This is a genomic window from Ruegeria sp. CDSA020 (genome assembly GCF_059612345.1).
Map to the genome: position 1 here is coordinate 67,198 of NZ_JBXWQK010000012.1, position 18,521 is coordinate 85,718.

At 58.9% G+C, this 18,521-nt stretch carries 16 protein-coding genes; 5 read left to right on the top strand and 11 right to left on the bottom strand.

What is annotated here, in order from left to right; all coding sequences use genetic code 11:
- Nucleotides 1-34: 34 nt before the first annotated feature.
- Complete coding sequence (locus AC2FJW_RS18065) at nt 35-535, bottom strand: FxsA family protein (RefSeq protein ID WP_496690198.1); 501 nt, start codon at nt 533-535, stop codon at nt 35-37.
- 108 nt (nt 536-643) lie between these two features.
- Here AC2FJW_RS18065 and AC2FJW_RS18070 point away from each other — a divergent pair, with 108 nt between their 5' ends.
- From AC2FJW_RS18070 to AC2FJW_RS18080, 3 genes are read left to right on the top strand one after another with little or no spacing between them, the layout of a single operon-like run.
- A complete protein-coding gene (locus AC2FJW_RS18070) occupies nt 644-1,303 on the top strand; it encodes a Tim44/TimA family putative adaptor protein (protein ID WP_142637434.1) in 660 nt (219 codons plus the stop codon).
- Nucleotides 1,300-2,334, top strand: coding sequence for a murein transglycosylase A (mltA, locus tag AC2FJW_RS18075; RefSeq protein WP_496750937.1), 1,035 nt, complete (start codon nt 1,300-1,302; stop codon nt 2,332-2,334). The genes AC2FJW_RS18070 and mltA overlap by 4 nt, the downstream gene beginning before the upstream one ends.
- Entirely contained in the window at nt 2,334-2,921 is a 588-nt protein-coding gene (locus tag AC2FJW_RS18080; protein ID WP_496750939.1) for a Smr/MutS family protein, read from the top strand. The genes mltA and AC2FJW_RS18080 overlap by 1 nt, the downstream gene beginning before the upstream one ends.
- Here the strand turns inward: AC2FJW_RS18080 and AC2FJW_RS18085 are convergent.
- The 3 genes from AC2FJW_RS18085 to hslU all read right to left on the bottom strand — a co-directional run bounded on the left by AC2FJW_RS18085 (nt 2,918) and on the right by hslU (nt 6,634).
- Nucleotides 2,918-4,135, bottom strand: a complete 1,218-nt coding sequence (locus tag AC2FJW_RS18085; protein WP_496750940.1) for an MFS transporter — start codon at nt 4,133-4,135, stop codon at nt 2,918-2,920. The two genes, AC2FJW_RS18080 and AC2FJW_RS18085, sit on opposite strands and share 4 nt — an antisense overlap.
- Nucleotides 4,135-5,229 (bottom strand): alpha/beta hydrolase, encoded by a 1,095-nt coding sequence (locus AC2FJW_RS18090; RefSeq protein WP_496698677.1) that lies wholly within the window; start codon nt 5,227-5,229, stop codon nt 4,135-4,137. Before AC2FJW_RS18090 ends, AC2FJW_RS18085 begins: the two co-directional genes overlap by 1 nt.
- Before the next feature lie 97 nt (nt 5,230-5,326).
- Nucleotides 5,327-6,634 (bottom strand): ATP-dependent protease ATPase subunit HslU, encoded by a 1,308-nt coding sequence (gene hslU, locus AC2FJW_RS18095; protein ID WP_496750941.1) that lies wholly within the window; start codon nt 6,632-6,634, stop codon nt 5,327-5,329.
- Between the two features lie 180 nt (nt 6,635-6,814).
- On the opposite strand from hslU, the gene AC2FJW_RS18100 reads away from it, so the two are divergent.
- Nucleotides 6,815-8,056, top strand: coding sequence for an MFS transporter (locus tag AC2FJW_RS18100; RefSeq protein WP_496750943.1), 1,242 nt, complete (start codon nt 6,815-6,817; stop codon nt 8,054-8,056).
- A gap of 494 nt (nt 8,057-8,550) precedes the next feature.
- On the opposite strand, the gene hslV is transcribed toward AC2FJW_RS18100, so the two are convergent.
- A complete protein-coding gene (gene hslV, locus AC2FJW_RS18105) occupies nt 8,551-9,108 on the bottom strand; it encodes an ATP-dependent protease subunit HslV (RefSeq protein ID WP_496698671.1) in 558 nt (185 codons plus the stop codon).
- A gap of 198 nt (nt 9,109-9,306) precedes the next feature.
- On the opposite strand from hslV, the gene AC2FJW_RS18110 reads away from it, so the two are divergent.
- On the top strand, nt 9,307-9,501 hold the full coding sequence (locus AC2FJW_RS18110) for a DUF1127 domain-containing protein (RefSeq protein WP_142637449.1): 195 nt from the start codon (nt 9,307-9,309) through the stop codon (nt 9,499-9,501).
- A 166-nt stretch (nt 9,502-9,667) separates the two neighbouring features.
- Here the strand turns inward: AC2FJW_RS18110 and trxA are convergent, their stop codons facing one another.
- From trxA to tsaE, 6 genes are read right to left on the bottom strand one after another with little or no spacing between them, the layout of a single operon-like run.
- Nucleotides 9,668-9,988 (bottom strand): thioredoxin, encoded by a 321-nt coding sequence (gene trxA / locus AC2FJW_RS18115; protein WP_271950641.1) that lies wholly within the window; start codon nt 9,986-9,988, stop codon nt 9,668-9,670.
- A 60-nt stretch (nt 9,989-10,048) separates the two neighbouring features.
- Nucleotides 10,049-13,408: a double-strand break repair helicase AddA gene (gene addA / locus AC2FJW_RS18120; protein WP_496750945.1), complete on the bottom strand. Its 3,360-nt coding sequence runs from the start codon at nt 13,406-13,408 to the stop codon at nt 10,049-10,051.
- Entirely contained in the window at nt 13,405-16,332 is a 2,928-nt protein-coding gene (addB, locus tag AC2FJW_RS18125; RefSeq protein ID WP_496750960.1) for a double-strand break repair protein AddB, read from the bottom strand. Before addB ends, addA begins: the two co-directional genes overlap by 4 nt.
- Nucleotides 16,325-17,011, bottom strand: coding sequence for a nucleotidyltransferase family protein (locus AC2FJW_RS18130; RefSeq protein ID WP_496698666.1), 687 nt, complete (start codon nt 17,009-17,011; stop codon nt 16,325-16,327). Before AC2FJW_RS18130 ends, addB begins: the two co-directional genes overlap by 8 nt.
- Nucleotides 17,008-18,012: an aminoglycoside phosphotransferase family protein gene (locus AC2FJW_RS18135; protein WP_496698664.1), complete on the bottom strand. Its 1,005-nt coding sequence runs from the start codon at nt 18,010-18,012 to the stop codon at nt 17,008-17,010. The genes AC2FJW_RS18130 and AC2FJW_RS18135 overlap by 4 nt, the downstream gene beginning before the upstream one ends.
- Nucleotides 18,009-18,482 carry a tRNA (adenosine(37)-N6)-threonylcarbamoyltransferase complex ATPase subunit type 1 TsaE gene (gene tsaE, locus AC2FJW_RS18140; RefSeq protein WP_496690190.1) on the bottom strand — a complete coding sequence of 158 codons (474 nt, stop codon included), beginning with the start codon at nt 18,480-18,482 and terminating at the stop codon, nt 18,009-18,011. The genes AC2FJW_RS18135 and tsaE overlap by 4 nt, the downstream gene beginning before the upstream one ends.
- Between the last annotated feature and the right edge of the window lie 39 nt (nt 18,483-18,521).

Sequence of the window (18,521 nt, forward strand, 5' to 3'; positions counted from 1 at the left end):
ATTCGCCACTGCTTAGCAAGTTGGGCGAGGCACCTCAATGCTGGTGCGGCCCTTCGACCCATTTCGATGGCTTTGACGGGTTCTGACGGGGGCGAACCTCGGTGTATTCACCGTCGATCACATCGCCCTGGGTCGATGCTTGGGGCTCGGTCCTGAACTGCGTCCCGCCGCCCATCTGAAACTGCGTGATTGTGACCTTCGAGCGGAGATAACGGAATACAGAGACCCGGACGCCAGGGATTAACAGCGCAAATCCAACGGCATCGGTGAAAAACCCCGGTGTCAGCAGCAAGACACCAGACAGCAAGATCATCGCGCCATGGGCCAAAGGTTCGGTCGGGTCGTCAAGCTCTGCAAAGGATCGTTGCAGGTTTTCCAACGCCATGCGACCTTGTGTCCGTACCAAAGCGGTACCCAGAACGGCCGTTAGAACCACGATCGCAAGGGTTGGCCACAGTCCGATTAGCCCACCAACCTGAATGAACAGGCCGATTTCGATGATCGGAACAAGTAAAAAAGCCAGGAACAGGTACATTTGCATTATCCTTTACTGCAGGTCGGGCGGTAGACTTGTCCCGAACTGTCACCTACATAGTGGCAAGAGGCCGTGTATACAAAGTCGCGGTCTGACCAAGAGGATGAAATGAACGAACCAATGATCCAGTTGCTGGTCCTGGCCGGAATTGCCGTTTTCCTGATCCTGCGCCTGAAAAGCGTACTGGGTACACGTGAGGGTTTTGAGAAACCCCCGCTTCAACAACAGTCCGAAGCCAATAAGTCGCGCCGTGATTTTGAGGTGATTGAGGGTGGGCCAGATCACGACATTACCGATCACGTGCCCGAGGACAGCGAACAGGCGCAGACCCTATCCGCTATGAAACGGATCGAGCCGGGCTTTTCGGTGGGTGAATTTGTTCAGGGCTCTCGCGGCGCTTATGAGATGATCGTCATGGGGTTCGAAAAGGGCAATCTGGATGAAATCCAGCCCTTCCTGTCGGAAGAGGTGTTTGAAACCTTTGTTTCGGTCGTCGCCGCGCGCGAGGATCAGGGGCTGACCATCGAGGCCGAATTTATCGGTGTGCGCGAAACCACACTGGCAGATGTGAGCTTTGACAAGGATACCAACCAGGCCGAAATCACCATGAAATTTGTTGGTGAGCTGACTTCGGCCGTGCGGGATCGTGGTGGCGATATCATCGAGGGCAACCCAAACACGGTTAAACGTCAAAAGGACAGCTGGACCTTTGCCCGCGTTATGGGCTCGGACGATCCGAACTGGCTGCTTGTTGCCACGGACGCATGATTGCAGCGTTTCGGTCGCTTTTCCTGGTGGCTGTCATGACCACCTCTGCCAGCGCCGAGGTGACACGATCCATACTGTCCTATGATGACCTGAATGGTTGGGCCGCCGATGATCACGGGGCGGCCCTTTCGGTTTTTCTGAACACGTGCGGTGATCTGGATGATCCGGACTGGCAGGCATTGTGCGGCGTGGCACGCACCTATAAGCCCGATGCGGCCCGGTCATTTTTTGAGCTGTTCTTCCGTCCCGTTCTGGTCGAAGACGGGAAGGATGGCCTGTTCACAGGCTATTTTGAACCCGAACTGGACGGGTCCAAAACCAGATCGGAGCGGTATAAATACCCGATCTATAAAATGCCCCCCGAGGCGCGCGGAGTCGAAAAATGGTTATCCCGTCGCGATCTGCTGACCGGTGATGTCATGCAGGGCCGCGGTCTTGAAATCGCCTGGGTGGACGACCCAGTCGAGCTGTTCTTTCTGCAGATTCAGGGCTCAGGCCGTATCCGGTTGCCCGATGGGAGGGCGCTGCGGGTCGGTTATGGGGGCGCCAATGGGCATCCTTATCGTTCGATCGGGTCCGAACTGATCCGGCGCGGTGCCCTAGGTGCGCATCAGGTCAGTGCGCAGATGATCAAATCCTGGGTCCGCAAGAACCCCGAGGCGGGTACCGAATTGCTGTTTCACAACCCGTCTTATGTGTTCTTCCGCGAGGTGAATCGTGTTGCACCGGAATTTGGCCCTCTGGGTGCGATGAACCGTTCGGTCACCACCATGCGCAGCATTGCCGCCGATCCGTCATACACACCGCTGGGTGCTCCAGTCTGGGTCGAAAAGGACGGCAAGGACCCTTTGCGCAGGCTGATGATCGCTCAGGATACCGGGTCGGCCATCAAGGGCGCACAACGGGCTGATATTTTCTTTGGAACCGGCGATGCCGCAGGGGCCGCAGCGGGGCGCCTGAAAGATCCGGGTCGCATGGTGGTTCTGCTGCCGATTCAGCGCGCATATGCTCTTTTACCGGACGAGTTCTGATGTCGCGCCGCAAATTGACCCCTGACGAAATGGATCTGTGGCGCAAGGTGACCAAACAGGCAGATCGCCTGCATCCCGAACTCCCGCAGTCGGTGCACCCCACCTCATTGCCCAGGCCGAAACCGACAAAGACATTTAAGCCCCGGATCGAGGCGTTTGAAGTCGGGCAGAACGCGGCTGGCAGGGGTGTGCGGCATGTGTTGAAACCATCTGTTACCGAAGGGTTACGCGCCAACCCGGTGCAAATGGACAGCAAGGCTTTTGCCCGGATGAAACGTGGCAAGCTCCGGCCCGAGGGCAAGTTGGACCTGCATGGCTTGCGGATGGACACGGCCTATCCGGCGCTGGTGCGCTTTGTGCTAACCGCGCAGGCTTCGGGCAAGCGTCTGGTTCTGGTGGTGACCGGAAAGGGCAAGGATCGGGACGAGCCCGGCCCCATCCCCACTCCGCGCGGCGTCTTGCGTAATCAGGTACCGCAATGGCTGTCACTGCCGCCCTTGGCACAGGCTGTGATGCAGGTGACGCCCGCGCATATCAGCCATGGTGGCGACGGGGCCTATTACGTCTATCTGCGTCGCAGTCGCTAAAGCGTGCGTGCGGCGCGGCTGATGCCAATCCAGGTCAGCAGACAAACCAGCAGGAAGAATACTCCGATCCACAGGAACTGCGTGTCCAGCGGAACCCCCTGATCAATCAACACGCCGGTCAGTCCGGGGCCAATCGCCGACCCAAGGACCATGACCGCAGTGGCCATGGCCTTGATCGCGCCAATATGACGGGTTCCATAGAATTCCGCCCAGAACGCACTGGGCAAGGTGCTGTTTGCGCCGACGGTAAGCCCCAGAAAGACCAATGCAGCAACCGCACCCCCAATCGAGGTGCTTGCAGCCGCCAACATGAAGCCGATAGCTATTGGCACCTGATAAAAGGGCATCATTCGGGCGGTTCCCCATTTATCCAGTGCCCATCCCGCGACAAACATCGAGATCAGGGAAACACCTGTGTAGACGGGAAACAGCGCCACCAATTCGATATGTTGCCAGCCTTTGACCTCGGCCAGATGGACCTGATGAAAGAAGAAGGCGGTGATAAAGGCAGAAGGACCCAGCAAGGCGGGGGCCATGAACCAGAACAACGGGTTCAGCAAAGCGTCGGTGCGTGTCCAGTGCCGCCCCTGCATACCTGCTGCTGAGTACTCGCTGGCCAGACTTTGCGGTGTGCGCTCTTGCCGAAGCAAGCGCAGCAGAATCGGAATGCCGGCCACACAAATACCTGCCGAGATGATCCAGAGCAGGCGCCAATCCAAAAACACCATCGCAGCGACAAAGATTACCGGCAAAAGCGCTTCGCCAACCGCAAATCCGACCGAGGCGATCGACAAGGCCTTGCCGCGCGTTGTGGTAAACCAACGCGCCATCGCGACCAAGGCAAGATGGGTGCTCATCCCCTGCCCGAACAGGCGCAACAGGAAGATCACCAGCGGTAGCAGGATCAGCCAGCGGTTCAACGCCATCGCTAGCGCCGCCACGGCTAGCCCAGCCAGGACAGCGGGGCCGAGCACACGCACCCGGAAGATATCCGTAAGCCCGCCCGCCCAGATCATGATGATGGCGGATGCGGTCGTACCCAGCGAATAGATCCCACCCCAAGCCCCATGGCTCAACCCGAACGTCGCACGAATTTCGCCGGAAAAGATCGAGATGAAGAACGTTTGCCCAAGACAGGACAGAAAGGTCAGCAGAACTCCGGCGCCAAGCCATGAGGCATTTGCTTTCAGATAATGCCCCAGGTGAAAGGACATTACGGAGAGCTGACCTTGGCCTGCCCGGTCTCGGTCAGCTCAATCTCGGTCGCCCCGGTCGGGTTGCGGACCTCGGCGGGGGCGATCACGTCAATCCCGCGTTGCCTGCCAAAGGTACTGCTGACCCGACGGGCGGAATTGATAATCGCCAAAAGCGCCGGAGAGGTTGCAGCCACGAAATGAGACGACCCGGCATCGCTGTTGAAGGCGGTCGTATCCAGAATACTGATCTTATATTCGGACAGCGCATCGGCCGAGCTGATATTTCCCAGACGTTCGCTTTTGGCGGTACCGCGCAGGCGTGCGGATATACTCAGCAGCCTGTCTTTGCGTGAGATCATCACAATGAACGGGTCAGGCAGCGTTTTGATGCTGTCCATCTGCGACCGGAACAGATCGACATCCAGATCCGGTGCGATCAGAACAACCCCTTCGATATTCCGATGCGACCAGCCCGGTTCGCGCAGCTCGGCCTGCCGCATCATCTCCATCGTCAGGGCGGTGCCCATGGAATGCGCCACAAGGATAACCCGATCGACCCCCATTGATTTCAGCTGGCGAACAGTTTGTTCCAGACCATCACGGGCGAAAAGCATGCTGTCGATGTCATAGGCATAGCCATAACCCGTTGCCTGGCTTGGCCAGGAATAGACCATGGTTTCACCCGGTATTTCCAAATCATGTTCCAACTGCGCGGCGCGGAACACTGTTTCCGACTGGGTCGTGTTATAGCCGTGGATAAAGATCGAAACCTCGTCCACACCTCTTAGTCGCGAGGCAAGGCCCTGGGGTCCGGCAAGCTCATCTTCATCAGCCATCACGAACTGATTTTCCGGGTCCGGGTCGGCATAGGAAAAATCCAATGTCCCGGGTTTGTGATTGGGTGGAATTGAGACCGTCATCTCGAGAAACTGCAGCTGATCGCTGCGGCGGTACCCATAGGATCCGTCCGCTTCGCGCGCGCGGGTGGTTGCTGCGTAAATGGTTTTGGGCGTGCCAATGTCCAGTGCCGAGGGCACGGTTTGAGATACGGTCCGGTCGACACATGCGGCTAGCGTTGCCGCAGTCAGGACAAAAATAATATAGCGCAGCACCTGTCGCCCCCTAAGGAATTTGCGCACACGCTACTCTATTCTGATCCCAGGTCCAGCGGGGTCAATGACACGGACCGGCAAAAACCGGCTGGAGATATTACAGAACGTAACGGCTGAGGTCCGTAGACTTTGTCAGCTCACCCAGATTGTCGTCAACGAACTGTGCATTCACGGTGATTTCCAAACCGGCCTGATCGGGGGCTGTGAAAGACAATTCTTCGAATACGCGCTCCATCACGGTGTAAAGCCGACGTGCGCCGATATTCTCGACGCTTTGGTTCACATCCGCTGCGATTTTCGCCAGGGCTGCGATGCCGTCCTCGGTAAAGCTGACCGTGACATCCTCGGTGCCCATCAAGGCAGTGTACTGGCGGGTCAGCGCGTTGTCTGTCTCGGTCAGGATGCGGACGAAATCCTCTTCGGTCAGTGCGCGCAGCTCGACACGGATCGGCAGGCGCCCCTGCAGTTCCGGCAACAGGTCGGACGGTTTGGCAATATGAAACGCGCCTGAGGCAATGAAAAGAATGTGGTCGGTTTTAACCGGCCCATGCTTGGTGGAGACGGTTGTGCCTTCGATCAGAGGCAACAGGTCACGCTGCACCCCCTCTCGGCTGACATCACCGCCGCGTGCGTCCGAACGGGCGCAAACCTTGTCGATCTCGTCCAGAAACACGATGCCGTTCTGTTCAACCGATTCCAGCGCCGCGCGGTTTACGGTTTCGTCATCCAACAGTTTGTCGGCCTCTTCCCCGATCAGCATGTCATAGCTTTCGGCGACGGTCAGGCGTTTCTTGACGGTGCGCCCGCCAAAGGCCTTGCCGAAAATATCGCCCAGATTCATCATCCCCATCTGACTGCCGGGTTGGCCAGGGATATCGAACATCGGCATCTGGCTTGAGGTATCCGCCAGTTCCAGCTCGATCACTGTGTCGTCCAGCTCTCCGGATTTGAGCTTTTTGCGGAACATCTCGCGGGTGCCCTCACGTGCGTCTTCCCCGGCAATGGCAGTAATCACCCGGTCTTCGGCGGCCTGATGGGCCTTGGCTTTGACGTCCTCACGCATGAATTCACGGGTCTGCAGGATCGCGGCATCGGCCAGATCACGCACGATCTGTTCCACATCGCGGCCAACATATCCAACCTCGGTGAATTTGGTGGCCTCGACCTTGATGAAGGGTGCGCGGGCCAACTTGGCCAAACGCCGGCTGATCTCAGTCTTGCCAACGCCGGTGGGGCCGATCATCAGGATATTCTTGGGATAAACCTCATCCCGGATGTCATCAGCCAGTTGCTTGCGCCGCCAGCGATTACGCAGCGCCACGGCGACCGCGCGCTTGGCATCCTTCTGCCCGATGATAAAGCGATCCAGTTCCGAGACAATCTCGCGCGGGGTCAGGTCGGTCACGGGGGCAGTCCTTTCGGTCGGCATAAGTTGGCTGCGGTCTAGGTAATCACCGCAACGGCGAAAACAACAGCGGCAGCGTTGGTTAGCAACGCCCCACCCGGTTTGCAAATGCTTTCCATAGGTAAAGCGCCCGGCTTCTGGTACAGTGATTTCAAAGCGTTGAGGGCCTGGAGCGCGGAAATGACCAAGATTGCCAAGATCACCCTGCTGTTTGTCGTGTTTGTCGACCTGATCGGGCAAGGGTTGGTCTTTCCGATCATCAACTCATTGATCATGGAGACGAAATCGGGGTTCCTGCCTGAAAACACGGCCATGGGCACCCGGCATTTCTACTACGGCTTGGTGATTGGCTGTTTCTTTCTGTCCTGGTTTCTGGGCGTGGTCTATGTCTCTAAGGTTTCAGATTCCATTGGTCGCAAGAACGCGCTGCTAGTGTGTCTGGGAGGGGCATTGATAGGTTATGCGCTGACCATCGCTGCGCTGTATCTCAACAGCCTGTTGCTGTTGATTGTCGGCCGGTCGATCACGGGGTTTACGGCTGGCAACCAGCCGATCGCGCAGGCGGCAATGATTGACGGCAGCACCGATGTCACTGACCGCGACCGCAACATGGGCTATATCGTGACAGGTGTCAGCTTTGGCCTGGTTGGCGGTCCCATTATTGGCGCGGTCCTGTCGGACTCGGCCCTGCTGGGCAGCGCGGCGACGCTGAAAACGCCATTCTACGGCGCCTTTGTTCTGGTGATGATCGCCATTTTCCTTGTCGCCGCGTATTTCAAGGATACCCGGACCGAGCGTGAGCCCTTTGTCTTTCGCCCCCGCGATATCACCGACAGCCTGATAGCGGTGCGCGAACATCCGATGGTTCTGAAAATCATGCCGGTCTATGGCCTGTTCATGATCGCCAATGTGACCTTCTATGTGTTTGTCGACAACTTCCTGACCAGCGCATTTGGATACGGGGTCATCGGCGGCAGCATGGCCATGGTCGTCATTGGGGTTGCGCTGGCCTTTTCCAGCACCTTCCTGGTCAAACCTGCGCAGGAACGGTTCAGCAAACACCAGATCATCTATGTCTCACTGGTTGTGATGGTGATCAGCGGCCTAGGTTTCGCCTTCAGCCCCAGCGGTGTGCTGAGCTATGTCCCGGTCTTTTTCTTCTATTTCTTCTTTGGCGTCTCATACCCGACACTGCTGGGCCTGTTTTCCTCCAGTGTCAGCGACACCGATCAAGGCTGGGTCATGGGGGTGACCACGGCTGTCTTCTGTCTGGCCGGGGGCGTCATGTCCTTGATCGGCGGCGGGTTGATGAGTATCGACATCCGCCTGCCCTATTACATCGTGATCGTCGCGGCGATACTGGGGCTGATCGGCATGCATCGGCGCTGGAAATCCAAGGAAATCTCGGCTCTATTGGCTTAGACGGATATTGTCCACGATTGAGAGCAGGGAAGATGAAGGTAATCCAATCCCTCAGGATTACGGGCGCGGCACTATTGATTGGGCTGTTGGCCACGGGCCCATTGCCTGCGCAGCAGGTGGCGCCGCCGCCGCCGTTTCTGGCAGATTCCTCTGATCTAGGCGGTCACGTTGTCAACAAGCGGGCAGCACACGAAAGTTCGAGTACAGTTTTGGGGCCGAGGAAACCGCCTGGTTCCCAATCCGGCCAATTTATGGGGCGCAAGTTTGATCCACTTGAGTCTGTTGGCCCAAATCTTGGAGCGCGATCTGGGCAATTCATGGGTCGCAGTTTTTACCCACTTGAGTCTGTTGGTCCAAATCTCGGCGCGCGGTCTGGGCAATTCATGGGTCGGCCAGGGTCTTCTCGGCAGATAAACCTGCCGGGTCCGAATATTGGCGCTCGGTCGGGAACGATTCTGGGGCCAAAACTGCCGTCGAAAAGGTAAGCAGCCGGATTAGCCGCCGATCTTCTCAACCGTGAGATTGCCATTGGTATAGACGCAGATATCGGCGGCGATGGCCATGGCTTCGCGGGCGACTTGTTCCGCCGGTTTGTCGCCATCCATCATCGCGCGCGCCGCCGCCAGGGCAAAATTGCCACCCGATCCGATGGCAGCCACGTTGTGTTCCGGCTCCAGCACATCCCCTGCCCCGGTGATCACCAGCAGATCCTTGCCATCAGTGACGATCAGCATCGCCTCAAGCTTTTGCAGGTATTTGTCGGTGCGCCAGTCCTTGGCCAGCTCGACCGAGGCGCGGGCCAGTTGGCCGGGCGTGGCCTCAAGCTTGGTTTCCAGACGTTCCAGCAGGGTAAAGGCATCGGCGGTTGATCCGGCGAAGCCTGCGACAACCTCGAATCCGCCGGGTGACAGGCGGCGTACCTTGCGCGCGGTCCCTTTGATCACGGTCTGGCCCAAGCTGACTTGCCCGTCCCCGGCAATGACCACCTGCCCGCCTTTTTTGACGCCAATAATGGTTGTGCCGTGCCAACCGGGAAAGTCGCTGTCTGCCATGGGGGCCTCCGTTTTCGCCTGCTGTTCTATATGGGCCGGTCTCATCCGCAGCGCAACAGTTCACAACTTGCTTATAAGATATGCAAAAAACGCAAATCGGGGCTGTAAAACCAGCAATTGTGGGACTCAGCTGAAAATCCTACATGAGGCTCACAACCGACAACGGGTCGGCTGTTTCTGTTTATAAGGAATGCGCAAATGGCAACTACCGCAAATATCCATGCGCCGCTCGGAGCAGCTACCATCCTGCATGTAGTGGACGCGTTTTTTGGCGCTTTTGAAAAAGCCGCCGATTGGAATGAATCCCGCAAAACCCGCAATGCCCTGTCGGCTCTCAGTGATGAACAGCTGGACGATATCGGCCTGTGCCGCGCGGATATCACCACCCTCTGATCCACGAGAATTCGTGAATTCAAGATAAGCCGCCCGGGTCTGGGCGGCCTTTTCTTTTTCTGCGCAGCTTTTTCCAGTCAGACAATTCAGCCGGAAGCGCTTTGCCCCAGATACGAAAAAAGGCGCCCCGAATAAGGCGCCTTCAAACGTTGTTTCCCGAACCGGATCAGAGCGCTTCTTCGATCCAGCTTTGCAGCGCGGCTTTCGGTGCGGCGCCTGCGCGGTTCGAAACGACCTGACCATCCTTGAAGATGAACAGCGCCGGGATGCCACGTACGCCCATGGCGGCGGCAGAGTTCGGGTTGCTGTCTACATCGACTTTGGCGATCTTGACCTTGTCGCCATATTCAGCCGCCAACTCTTCCAGAGCGGGTCCGATCTGTTTACAGGGGCCACACCATTCGGCCCAGAAATCGACAACTACGGGGATGTCGGAATTCTTGACTTCGGCGTCAAAAGTATCGTCGGTAACAGCTACGGTCGACATATTCTGTCTCCTGAATGGGGAATGCTTGGTCACTGAAACTAGGTGTCGGGTATGCCAAGGTCAAGGCGTCAGCGCACGGGTTAGCGCAGCTTTCACCAGATCGTGTGGCAGCCACATCAGCTGGGCTGTTCGGGTCCACAGAATTGCAGTTCTGACTTCGCGGTCCGGATAGATCTGCGACAATGAATCAGCATAGGCACCCATCTGCCGCAGCAGTCCTTCGGGGCAGGATGCTGCATTGTCTGGAACTGTCATATTCGATTTAAAATCAATTACTTGGACGTCCGTTTCAGTGACGATCAGCCGATCAATGACACCATGGATACGCCGACTGCCCAGATCGGCCGTTACCGGGACTTCGGCCAAGGTATCGGGGGCGAACACGGCCTTCAGGTGATCCGCCGTCAACACATTTTGCACCTCGGCCAGCAATCCTTGCCGCTCGGTCTCACGCATATCGGGAAGAACCCGTGCGCAAAGCTGCGGCCAGTTCTCAGGAAGGACCCGCGGCAAATGCTCCAGCAGCAGGTGCAGGCGGGTGCCGCGCAGCTTGGCGGCCTCTTCATCCTGGCCCATGTCCCCGGGCAAGGCTTTGGCCCCGCCCAGATCAGACGGGCTGAGGGTTTCCGGCGCCGCATCAACCGCGGGGGCGGAATTCAGGAAGGTCGGCGGCAATTCGCTGTGGGCATGAACGGCGCCTGTGTGTTCGATAAATTCGGGACCATGCCAATCTCCGTGCGACAAGCGCAGGATCTCACTGTTGGGCAAAGCTGTTGCCCCTGCCCGCGCCATAGCCGTCTGCACCAGTTGATACCAACTGGTTCCGTCCTTGCCGACATCCCCTGCCGCACCGACGATTAGCCACTTCTCTGCCCGGGTCAGCGCCACGTATAACAGGCGCAACCGCTCATTCTCTTCCCGTTCGCGCGCTTCGGCTCGCGCCTGCGCGATCAGAGCCGGGGACGCGTCTGCCGGTACTTTCCATAGTGGCTTAGCATCCGTCACCATGATCTCGGCATCGCGCGGGGCTTGTCGTCTGCCGGTATCCGGCAGGATCACGATGGGGGCTTCCAACCCTTTCGATCCGTGCACGGTCATCACGCGGATCATGTTGCCGACACCGCTCATCTGCCGTTTGATCTCCAGATCGTCTGTCTGCATCCAGACTAAAAAACCTGTCAGGCTTGGAATGTCGGTGCGTTCATAGGCCAGCGCCTGTGACAACAGCGCGTTGATGCCGTCTTCGGCCTCGGGGCCCAGCCGACCCAACAACAGGCGTCTCCCGTGATGACGGGTCAGAATCCGCTCGATCAGGTCATAGGGGCGCAGAAAGTCGATTTGGCTGCGTAGATCATTCAGAATGGCCAGCGTCTCGGGAAACTCCTCGGCCCGATTTCGCAGCGCTGCCCAAAGGAATTGCTCTTGTCGCCGATGTGCCAGATCAAAAAGCCGCTGTTCGGACCAGCCAAATAGAGGCGATTTCAGTACCGTGGCCAGCGACAAGCTGTCTTCGGGCGTGGCCAAAAAGCTCAGCAGAGCCGCCAGGTCCTTGACCGCAAGCTCGGCTCCGACCTTCAACCGGTCAGCCCCTGCAATCGGCAGTTCGGCAGCCTTGCAGGCGCGGATGATCTCAGCAAACAGGTCCGAGCGGCGCTGGACGAGGATCAGAAAATCCCCCGGCTGTACCTTTCGCCGGACGAAACTGCCCGGTACCTCGCCATCTTCGGGGATGGTTTCCCCCTGTTCGATCATATCCCTGATCGACTGTGCAACCTGCTCGGCCAGAACAACGGTATGGTGGCGCGCACCAGGGCGGTCCACCGGGTCGGTCCATTCGGTATCTTCCTCGTCTTTGACTTTCTCGACCACCGGCCATAGGTCGACGCGCCCTGGCAGATCGGACTTGAAGGCGCGGTGCTGGCTTTCTTTGTGAAACCCGGCCTCGGCATGATTTTCGAACAGAATATCGACCAGAGACAGAATGGCGCTGGAGGATCGGAACGAGTACTCCAGCGTGGAATCCCACAGTTTAGAGCCTGATTCTGCCAGTTTCCGCCCAAACTCGGCCTGCATCCGGTCAAAGGCCTGAGGGTCGGCGCCTTGAAAGGAATAGATCGATTGTTTCTTGTCACCCACCACGAAAATAGTGCGCTCAATCCCGGACCGGGCCCCCTCCCCGCTGGTGAATTCCTGCGCCAACTTTTCGACGACGTCCCATTGGTCCGGGCTGGTATCCTGGGCCTCATCCACAAGAATGTGGTCAATCCCGCCGTCCAGCCGGTACAATACCCAAGACGCTACCGCCGGGTCGTTCAGTACGTTTCGGGCGCGCAAGATCAGGTCGTCAAAGTCCAGCCAGCCGCGCAGTTGCTTGCGCCGCTCATATTCTGGCAGAAAGGCCATTGCGAACCGATGAAGCGCCAGCGTTTTGCGGGCCGCAACCAGTGCAAGCCGCTGTTCACGCGCGGCTTCAATGCGCAACATCAACGCCTCTAGCTGTGGCATCTGACCCGCCAGAACACCTTCGCGCAGGGGTTTGGTCGGGAAAGCGTTAATCTTGGCGGTAAACGGGTCCTTGGCCGCCTTTCCGGTTAGAAATACATCCTCAAGCACTGGCAGCGCGCCGATTTCGGAACGGGTGAAGGCTGCTAGCCTGGTGGCTGCCTTGGCGTTGTTCCCGCCGCTTTCGGTTAGTGCGGGCAGGACGCTGCGAATAAGGTCGACCTCACCCCCCAAAAACACCTGACCCAGCAAGAGCTGTTCGTCAAAACCGGCGGGCAGATTGAATTGCTGCAAAACCTGCGACCAATCGACGGCCTGCGCAAACAGATTGCGCTTTTGCGTGATGGCGGCGGTCAGTTTGTCGAACCCTGTGTCAGTCACAAAACGGGCGACATCGCCGATCAGATTGGCCATAGGCCCTTGGGCAAAATCCTCGACGATTTCTTCGCGCAGCAAGGCGGCGGCCCGATCCTCCATCTCGGTGAATTGTGGGCTTACTCCAGCCTCAAGTGGGAAACGGCGCAGCAGCGAGGCGCAGAAAGAGTGGATGGTCTGAATTTTCAGCCCGCCGGGCGTTTCGATCGCACGGGCAAACAATGTGCGGGCCTGTGCCAGACGGTCCGGGTCAATCGCACCCTGAACGCCCAGATCGGTCAACTGCGCCAATAGCGGAGCATCCCCCAGCATGGCCCACTCACCGAGGCGTTTGAACAACCGGTTTTGCATCTCGCTGGCTGCAGCCTTAGTGTAAGTCAGGCAGAGGATGTGTTGCGGCTGCACCCCGTCCAGCAACAGCCGCGCCACCCGATCGGTCAGAACCCGCGTTTTGCCAGATCCCGCATTTGCCGCCAGCCAGGTCGAGGCATCGGGTCGTGCGGCCTGCACCTGCCGTTCGGTGGCGTCGTTGCGGGCGCTCATTTCAGGTCCTCGGGGGCACTGTTGCTGGTTCGGTCCCACTCACCGAAACGTGCCAGATGATCATAGTCCCCGATATCGGTATCCTTGTGCAGCATGCGGCGCGAGGTGAAGCCCTGATCAGGCTCTAAATAAGAGGAAACCAGCTGTTTCAGCTCAGCCAGGACCTTGTCGACCGGCTCTTTGGTCAGAGGCGCGGGTATCTCTTTATAGGTGCCGCCCATGCCGACAAAAATTGCTTCGGCCACAGGCAACGGGTCAAACCCTTCGATCCCGCCCTGCTCGGCCATTGCGGCTTCGATCAGCAACTGTTTGTCAAACTTGGCCTGCTGGCTTTCGGTCGGGGGCGCACCGGTTTTATAGTCGACCAGCCGCAGCGCCCCGCGGCTGTTCAGGTCAATGCGGTCGGCGCGCCCGACTATGGTGAAATCCAGCGGACTGAGCGCCAGCTTCATCGCGGCCTCAAAAGCCACAGGCCCACCATCGCTGCGCCGGGTGTTCTCGGCCCGCAGGAAATCATCCGCAATCCGTTCCAGCCGCGCGAGCCATAATTTGCGCGCTGTGGGCCATGGGACATGCTGGACCAGCAGGCTTTCGGCGCGTTTCAGGAAGCTTTCGCGTGTCAGCAAGGCCGTGTCCAGCACGCTGTCCTTGACGAATTGCTCCAAAATCTCGTGGATCACGATCCCGCGCAGCAGCGCATCCGGGGCCTGAACCAAAGGGTCCAGAGGTTTTAACCGCAGCACATGTTTGGCGTAGATCGCATAAGGATCACGGATCAGGCGCTTGAACTCGGTGACGCTCAGGCGGCGCGGGCGCGACCCGACCGGAGGGCGCGGAGATGGGCGCGGTGCCGCCTTGATTTCTGGAGCGTATTCTAGTTGTTCGGACCACCCCAGATATTGCCGCCCTCGGCCGCGCATTTCTGCAAGGGCGGTTTGGCCACCCTGTTCAGCCAGGCCACTCAACAGGTTGGTTAACCGATTCAACCAGCGGGAAGGAACGGTTTCGGCATCGTCGGACCGGGTCGACCGGGTCAGCCAGACCTCGGGCGCGCCGATAGCCTGCTGAAAGTCATGTGCCGACAGGCCAATGCGCCGCTCTGGCAGCAACAGCCCGGCCTTATCGCGCATCTGCCTGTTCAACCAGGGATCGGGCGCGGGCGCCTCGGGCCAACTGCCCTCGTTCAAACCGCCAAGGATTAGCAAATCGGCGCCCTGCACCCGGGCCTCGAGCGTGCCCCAGATCATGATCCGGGGGTGTGGCGCGTCGCGGTCGCGGACCTCTTCTCCGGCCAGCAAAGCACCCAGCAGATCGGCAAAGTCATGGGCGGTCATGGTGCCGCCATGCTGAGCCTCATTTCGCAGCTCGGTCACAACCGCCAAGGCCCTTTGACCGGCGTTCTTGTCCCACAAAGTGCCGGGATCGTCAGTGTGACCGGCGGAAATGGCCTGAGCCAACCCGCAGAGGCGACCAACCCAATCCGCCAGTGGCAACTCATCAGCAATTTGCTGGTCGCAGAAATGCTGCACCAACCAATGGACCCAGCCTTCGGGCACCTCTTTGCGGATGGCAAATGCCGTCAGGCTGGCGGCATCCGGGAATGGCGGCCCGTGGCGGCGCAGGTCCAGTTCCAGATCGCGGGTGTGCAACAGATGAGAGCCACGCTCGCCCCCGTCATGGCAGAGCGGATGTTTCAGCAGGGTCAACAGCGCTTCGCCGTCCAATCGACGCGCGAACAGGGCCGCGACATGGCGCAGGAACCGTCCGGGCGGGGACAGCTGCAGCGGCAGGCCAGCACTGTCATCGGGCAGGATGTTCCACCGGTCCAGCGCAGCGCTGACCTGACGAGTCAGCATGCGGTCGGGGGTGATCAGAGCGGCGGTCTGGCCGGTTTCAGCCGCCTCTCGCAAGCGGAGTGCTATGGCCAGGGCCTCGGCCCGGGGGGACTGCGCCTCGACCAGGGTCAGGTCCTTGGTTGCACCATGCAGATCGGTCAGTTGCGGGCCTTCGGACATCCACGCATCCGTGATCGGGGCAGGGCGTAACGCAAGCGATATCAGTTTGTTACGGGCGGGTGAGGGCGGATTGTCCTGGGTCCAGGCTGTGATTTGATCCGGACTCAGCCCAAGCTGGTTCATGAGTTTTCGGAACCGGTATTGCGGGTGATCCTCAGAGGTTAACGCCGCATCCAGCTGAGCCCAGACCTTATCGGGCTGGTCAAAGTCAAAACCCGGCAGGATCAATGCGCCTTGCGGCAGGCAGGCAACGGCTTGCATCAGCATCAGTGTCGTTCCCCGTGACCCCGTCGAGCCGGCAAGAATGAGCGGGTGCTGAGGTGGATCCACTCGCCAATGTTCGATTAGGTTCTCGACCACGCGGCGCTGCCGGGCCTGCGTGTCCAGGATGTCGTCTTCTGTGTCGATGAACTGATCCGCAATCCCGATAAACGCCTGCGCGCGGGCCCAATGCCCAGACATGTCGCCGACATCTAGCCGCCGGATCGCTTCGGGTGAAACGCCTTCGCCCTGCATCTCATCTATCAATGCGGCCAGACTGTCTGACAGGTCAAACAAAGACGAGCGCGCCGCCAGATCCGGTTGTTGATCCAGCAGCTTCGAGACCAGCTGCGTCAATTCCAGCCGCCGTCGTAGGGGCGGGATTGCGGGTGGTATCTGCGCCAGATTCACGCTTTCACCCAGATCAGTCACCAGTGAAAGGCGCGGCAACAAACAGGCAGGGCCCTGGTCGAATAGCTCACGCACCCTGCGAGCCATACGCCGCGTGTTAACAACCAGCTCCACTCGGGCCAAAGCCTCGGGCGGAAGAGCGGCACAGCGATTTCTCAACCCCCGGACCAGCGTCTTTGGAAAATCCACACCCGGAGGTACGGCAAAGACGCGGGGCAGGGGTGAGGGGTCAAACATCCGCCAACAGACCTTCAGCAAGGGCGATCCCTTTCGGATGGCCAACATCGCACCAGCGGCCGGGATAGGTTAGGGCAAACAGCCGGTCTTTCTTTTGCATCCGATCCCAAAGCAGGTTCAGCGAAAACACCTTGTCTGGAATTTTGACCAGCCCTTCCGTCTTCATGATCTGCGCGCCTCCGTAGATCAATCCGGGGCCGCGGGTAATCCGGCCCGCTTCATCAGCAGTAAAGTCTCCGGCGCCGGCATGACCAATCGCCTGCGCGGTCGGGATGCACATTAGCAATGCGTCCATCAAATCAGGGTTCCAGGCGGCCCGCAGCATTGTCAGCGGGTTTGGGCCGGACCATATGGCATCTGAATTCAACGTGAACACTGAATCAGACCCTAATAAGGGCAAAGCTGCCCGTAATCCGCCCCCAGTATCCAGAATGTCGGGCTGTTCGTGTGAAGCAAGTACGCCTTTCGGTGCCAAATGCGCCTCAAGCTGATCCGGCAGATAGTGCAGGTTGGCCACTTTGCGAACCGGCCCAAGCGCGTCAACCAAATCAAGCGCGTGGTCGATCAGCGGGCGCCCGGCTACCTCGATCAGCGGCTTGGGGCGGTTCAGGGTCAGGGTGCCCATACGGGTGCCGAACCCGGCTGCGAACAGCATGACGGCATTGGGGGGCTGGGTCATCTCTGTCTGAGCCTGTTCAGGTTTTCGGGTGTTGGTGTGGGCAGAGCCGCGCGCAGCAGGTCGGCAACATTCACCAGCGCCGGGTGATCCAGATCCCGCATTAGATGGTCCCACGCAGCGGGGATAAAATCGATGTAATGGGGTTTGCCATACTCAGTCGCAAGCCGGGTAAACACACCAAGAATCCGCAGATTTCGCTGGGCCCCCAGCACGGCATAGGCACTGCGGAAATCATGATCGTTGACGCCCATAGCCGAGATATAGTGGCTGACCATCCGCATTTCCGTACCCGGCGTCACTTTGCGGCGCACATCCTGGAGCAAAGACACAAGATCATAGGCAGGATGGCCCAGCATGGCGGTCTGAAAATCCAGCAATCCAACCCGCTCAACCCCTTGGCGGTCAGGGAGCCAGATCAGGTTTTCCGCGTGGTAATCCCGTTGGACAACAACTTTGGTGCTGGATGTTTCTTGATGCAGGATATCAGCAAATCGGTGTTCGAACCGATCCTGCGCATCCCGGTCATATTCGCCAAGAACCCCTTGGGCGTATTTGGTGAAGGATAAGGCCGCCAGTTCGGTCATCAGTGCCGGGCCGTAAGATTGCAGCGACAGGGTCGGGGCCTCGTGCAACGTGATCAGGACATCTGTTGCGGCCTCGTATAATTCCCGCTCCATATCGGGATGTTTGACCAGAACCCGCGCGAACAGGTCATCGCCAAGGTCTTCCAGAAGAAGAAACCCATATTGCGTGTCTTCGGCGTAGATCTGTGGGGCGCTTAGTCCGATAGATTGTAAATGCCGGGCCATCCGTACGAAGGCTTCGACCGGTTCCGCCTGGCCCGGTGGTGAATCCATCAGAACAGCGGACTTGCCCGTAACCGGGTCGGTCAGGCGCTCGTACCGGCGGTTCGAGGCATCCCCCGCCAAAGGCTCTCGGCGGGCCTTGGACCACGGCGTGCGTGAAATCAGAGCTTCGGCAAGGACGGCGCGGTTTGTCATTCGCTGACCTCCAGTTTTTGAGCCCATTTTTCGTCGGTCCATGTGAGGGTGATGTGACGCATATCCAGCATGTCCGGGTCTGTTTCAAATGTCATGGTCAGGGCAGAACCGGGTGTCAGCGGGCCCAGTTTCTCGGGCCACTCAATCAGGCAGATCGCTTGTTCCATCGCTTCGGCCAGCCCAAGCTCTTCGACTTCCTCCACCGCGCTCAGCCGGTATAGATCGCAGTGCCAGATCTCACCTTTACGGGTGTCATAGACCTGAACCAGCGTGAATGTGGGCGAGGGCACATCCTCGGGCCGGGTCATCAGCGATTGGATCAGACTGCGCGCGAAATGGGTCTTACCGGTTCCGATCTCACCCTGCAGCAGCAGGATGTCGCCCGGATGCAGAATCGCGCCCAGCCGACTGGCAAAATTTGTCGTATCTTCGGGCGAATTCAGGGTGATCCTGAGGGGTGGTAACGTCATGGCGCCACAATGGCCCCACGCTGGATTGGCTGCAACCCG

Bases quoted from the DNA above. Each gene is read 5' to 3' on its own strand.
- AC2FJW_RS18065 (WP_496690198.1), bottom strand. From the start codon at position 535: ATGTACCTGTTCCTGGCTTTTTTACTTGTTCCGATCATCGAAATCGGC.
- AC2FJW_RS18070 (WP_142637434.1), top strand. From the start codon at position 644: ATGAACGAACCAATGATCCAGTTGCTGGTCCTGGCCGGAATTGCCGTT.
- mltA (WP_496750937.1), top strand. From the start codon at position 1,300: ATGATTGCAGCGTTTCGGTCGCTTTTCCTGGTGGCTGTCATGACCACC.
- AC2FJW_RS18080 (WP_496750939.1), top strand. From the start codon at position 2,334: ATGTCGCGCCGCAAATTGACCCCTGACGAAATGGATCTGTGGCGCAAG.
- AC2FJW_RS18085 (WP_496750940.1), bottom strand. From the start codon at position 4,135: ATGTCCTTTCACCTGGGGCATTATCTGAAAGCAAATGCCTCATGGCTT.
- AC2FJW_RS18100 (WP_496750943.1), top strand. From the start codon at position 6,815: ATGACCAAGATTGCCAAGATCACCCTGCTGTTTGTCGTGTTTGTCGAC.
- hslV (WP_496698671.1), bottom strand. From the start codon at position 9,108: ATGGCAGACAGCGACTTTCCCGGTTGGCACGGCACAACCATTATTGGC.
- AC2FJW_RS18110 (WP_142637449.1), top strand. From the start codon at position 9,307: ATGGCAACTACCGCAAATATCCATGCGCCGCTCGGAGCAGCTACCATC.
- trxA (WP_271950641.1), bottom strand. From the start codon at position 9,988: ATGTCGACCGTAGCTGTTACCGACGATACTTTTGACGCCGAAGTCAAG.
- addA (WP_496750945.1), bottom strand. From the start codon at position 13,408: ATGAGCGCCCGCAACGACGCCACCGAACGGCAGGTGCAGGCCGCACGA.
- addB (WP_496750960.1), bottom strand. From the start codon at position 16,332: ATGTTTGACCCCTCACCCCTGCCCCGCGTCTTTGCCGTACCTCCGGGT.
- AC2FJW_RS18130 (WP_496698666.1), bottom strand. From the start codon at position 17,011: ATGACCCAGCCCCCCAATGCCGTCATGCTGTTCGCAGCCGGGTTCGGC.
- AC2FJW_RS18135 (WP_496698664.1), bottom strand. From the start codon at position 18,012: ATGACAAACCGCGCCGTCCTTGCCGAAGCTCTGATTTCACGCACGCCG.
- tsaE (WP_496690190.1), bottom strand. From the start codon at position 18,482: ATGACGTTACCACCCCTCAGGATCACCCTGAATTCGCCCGAAGATACG.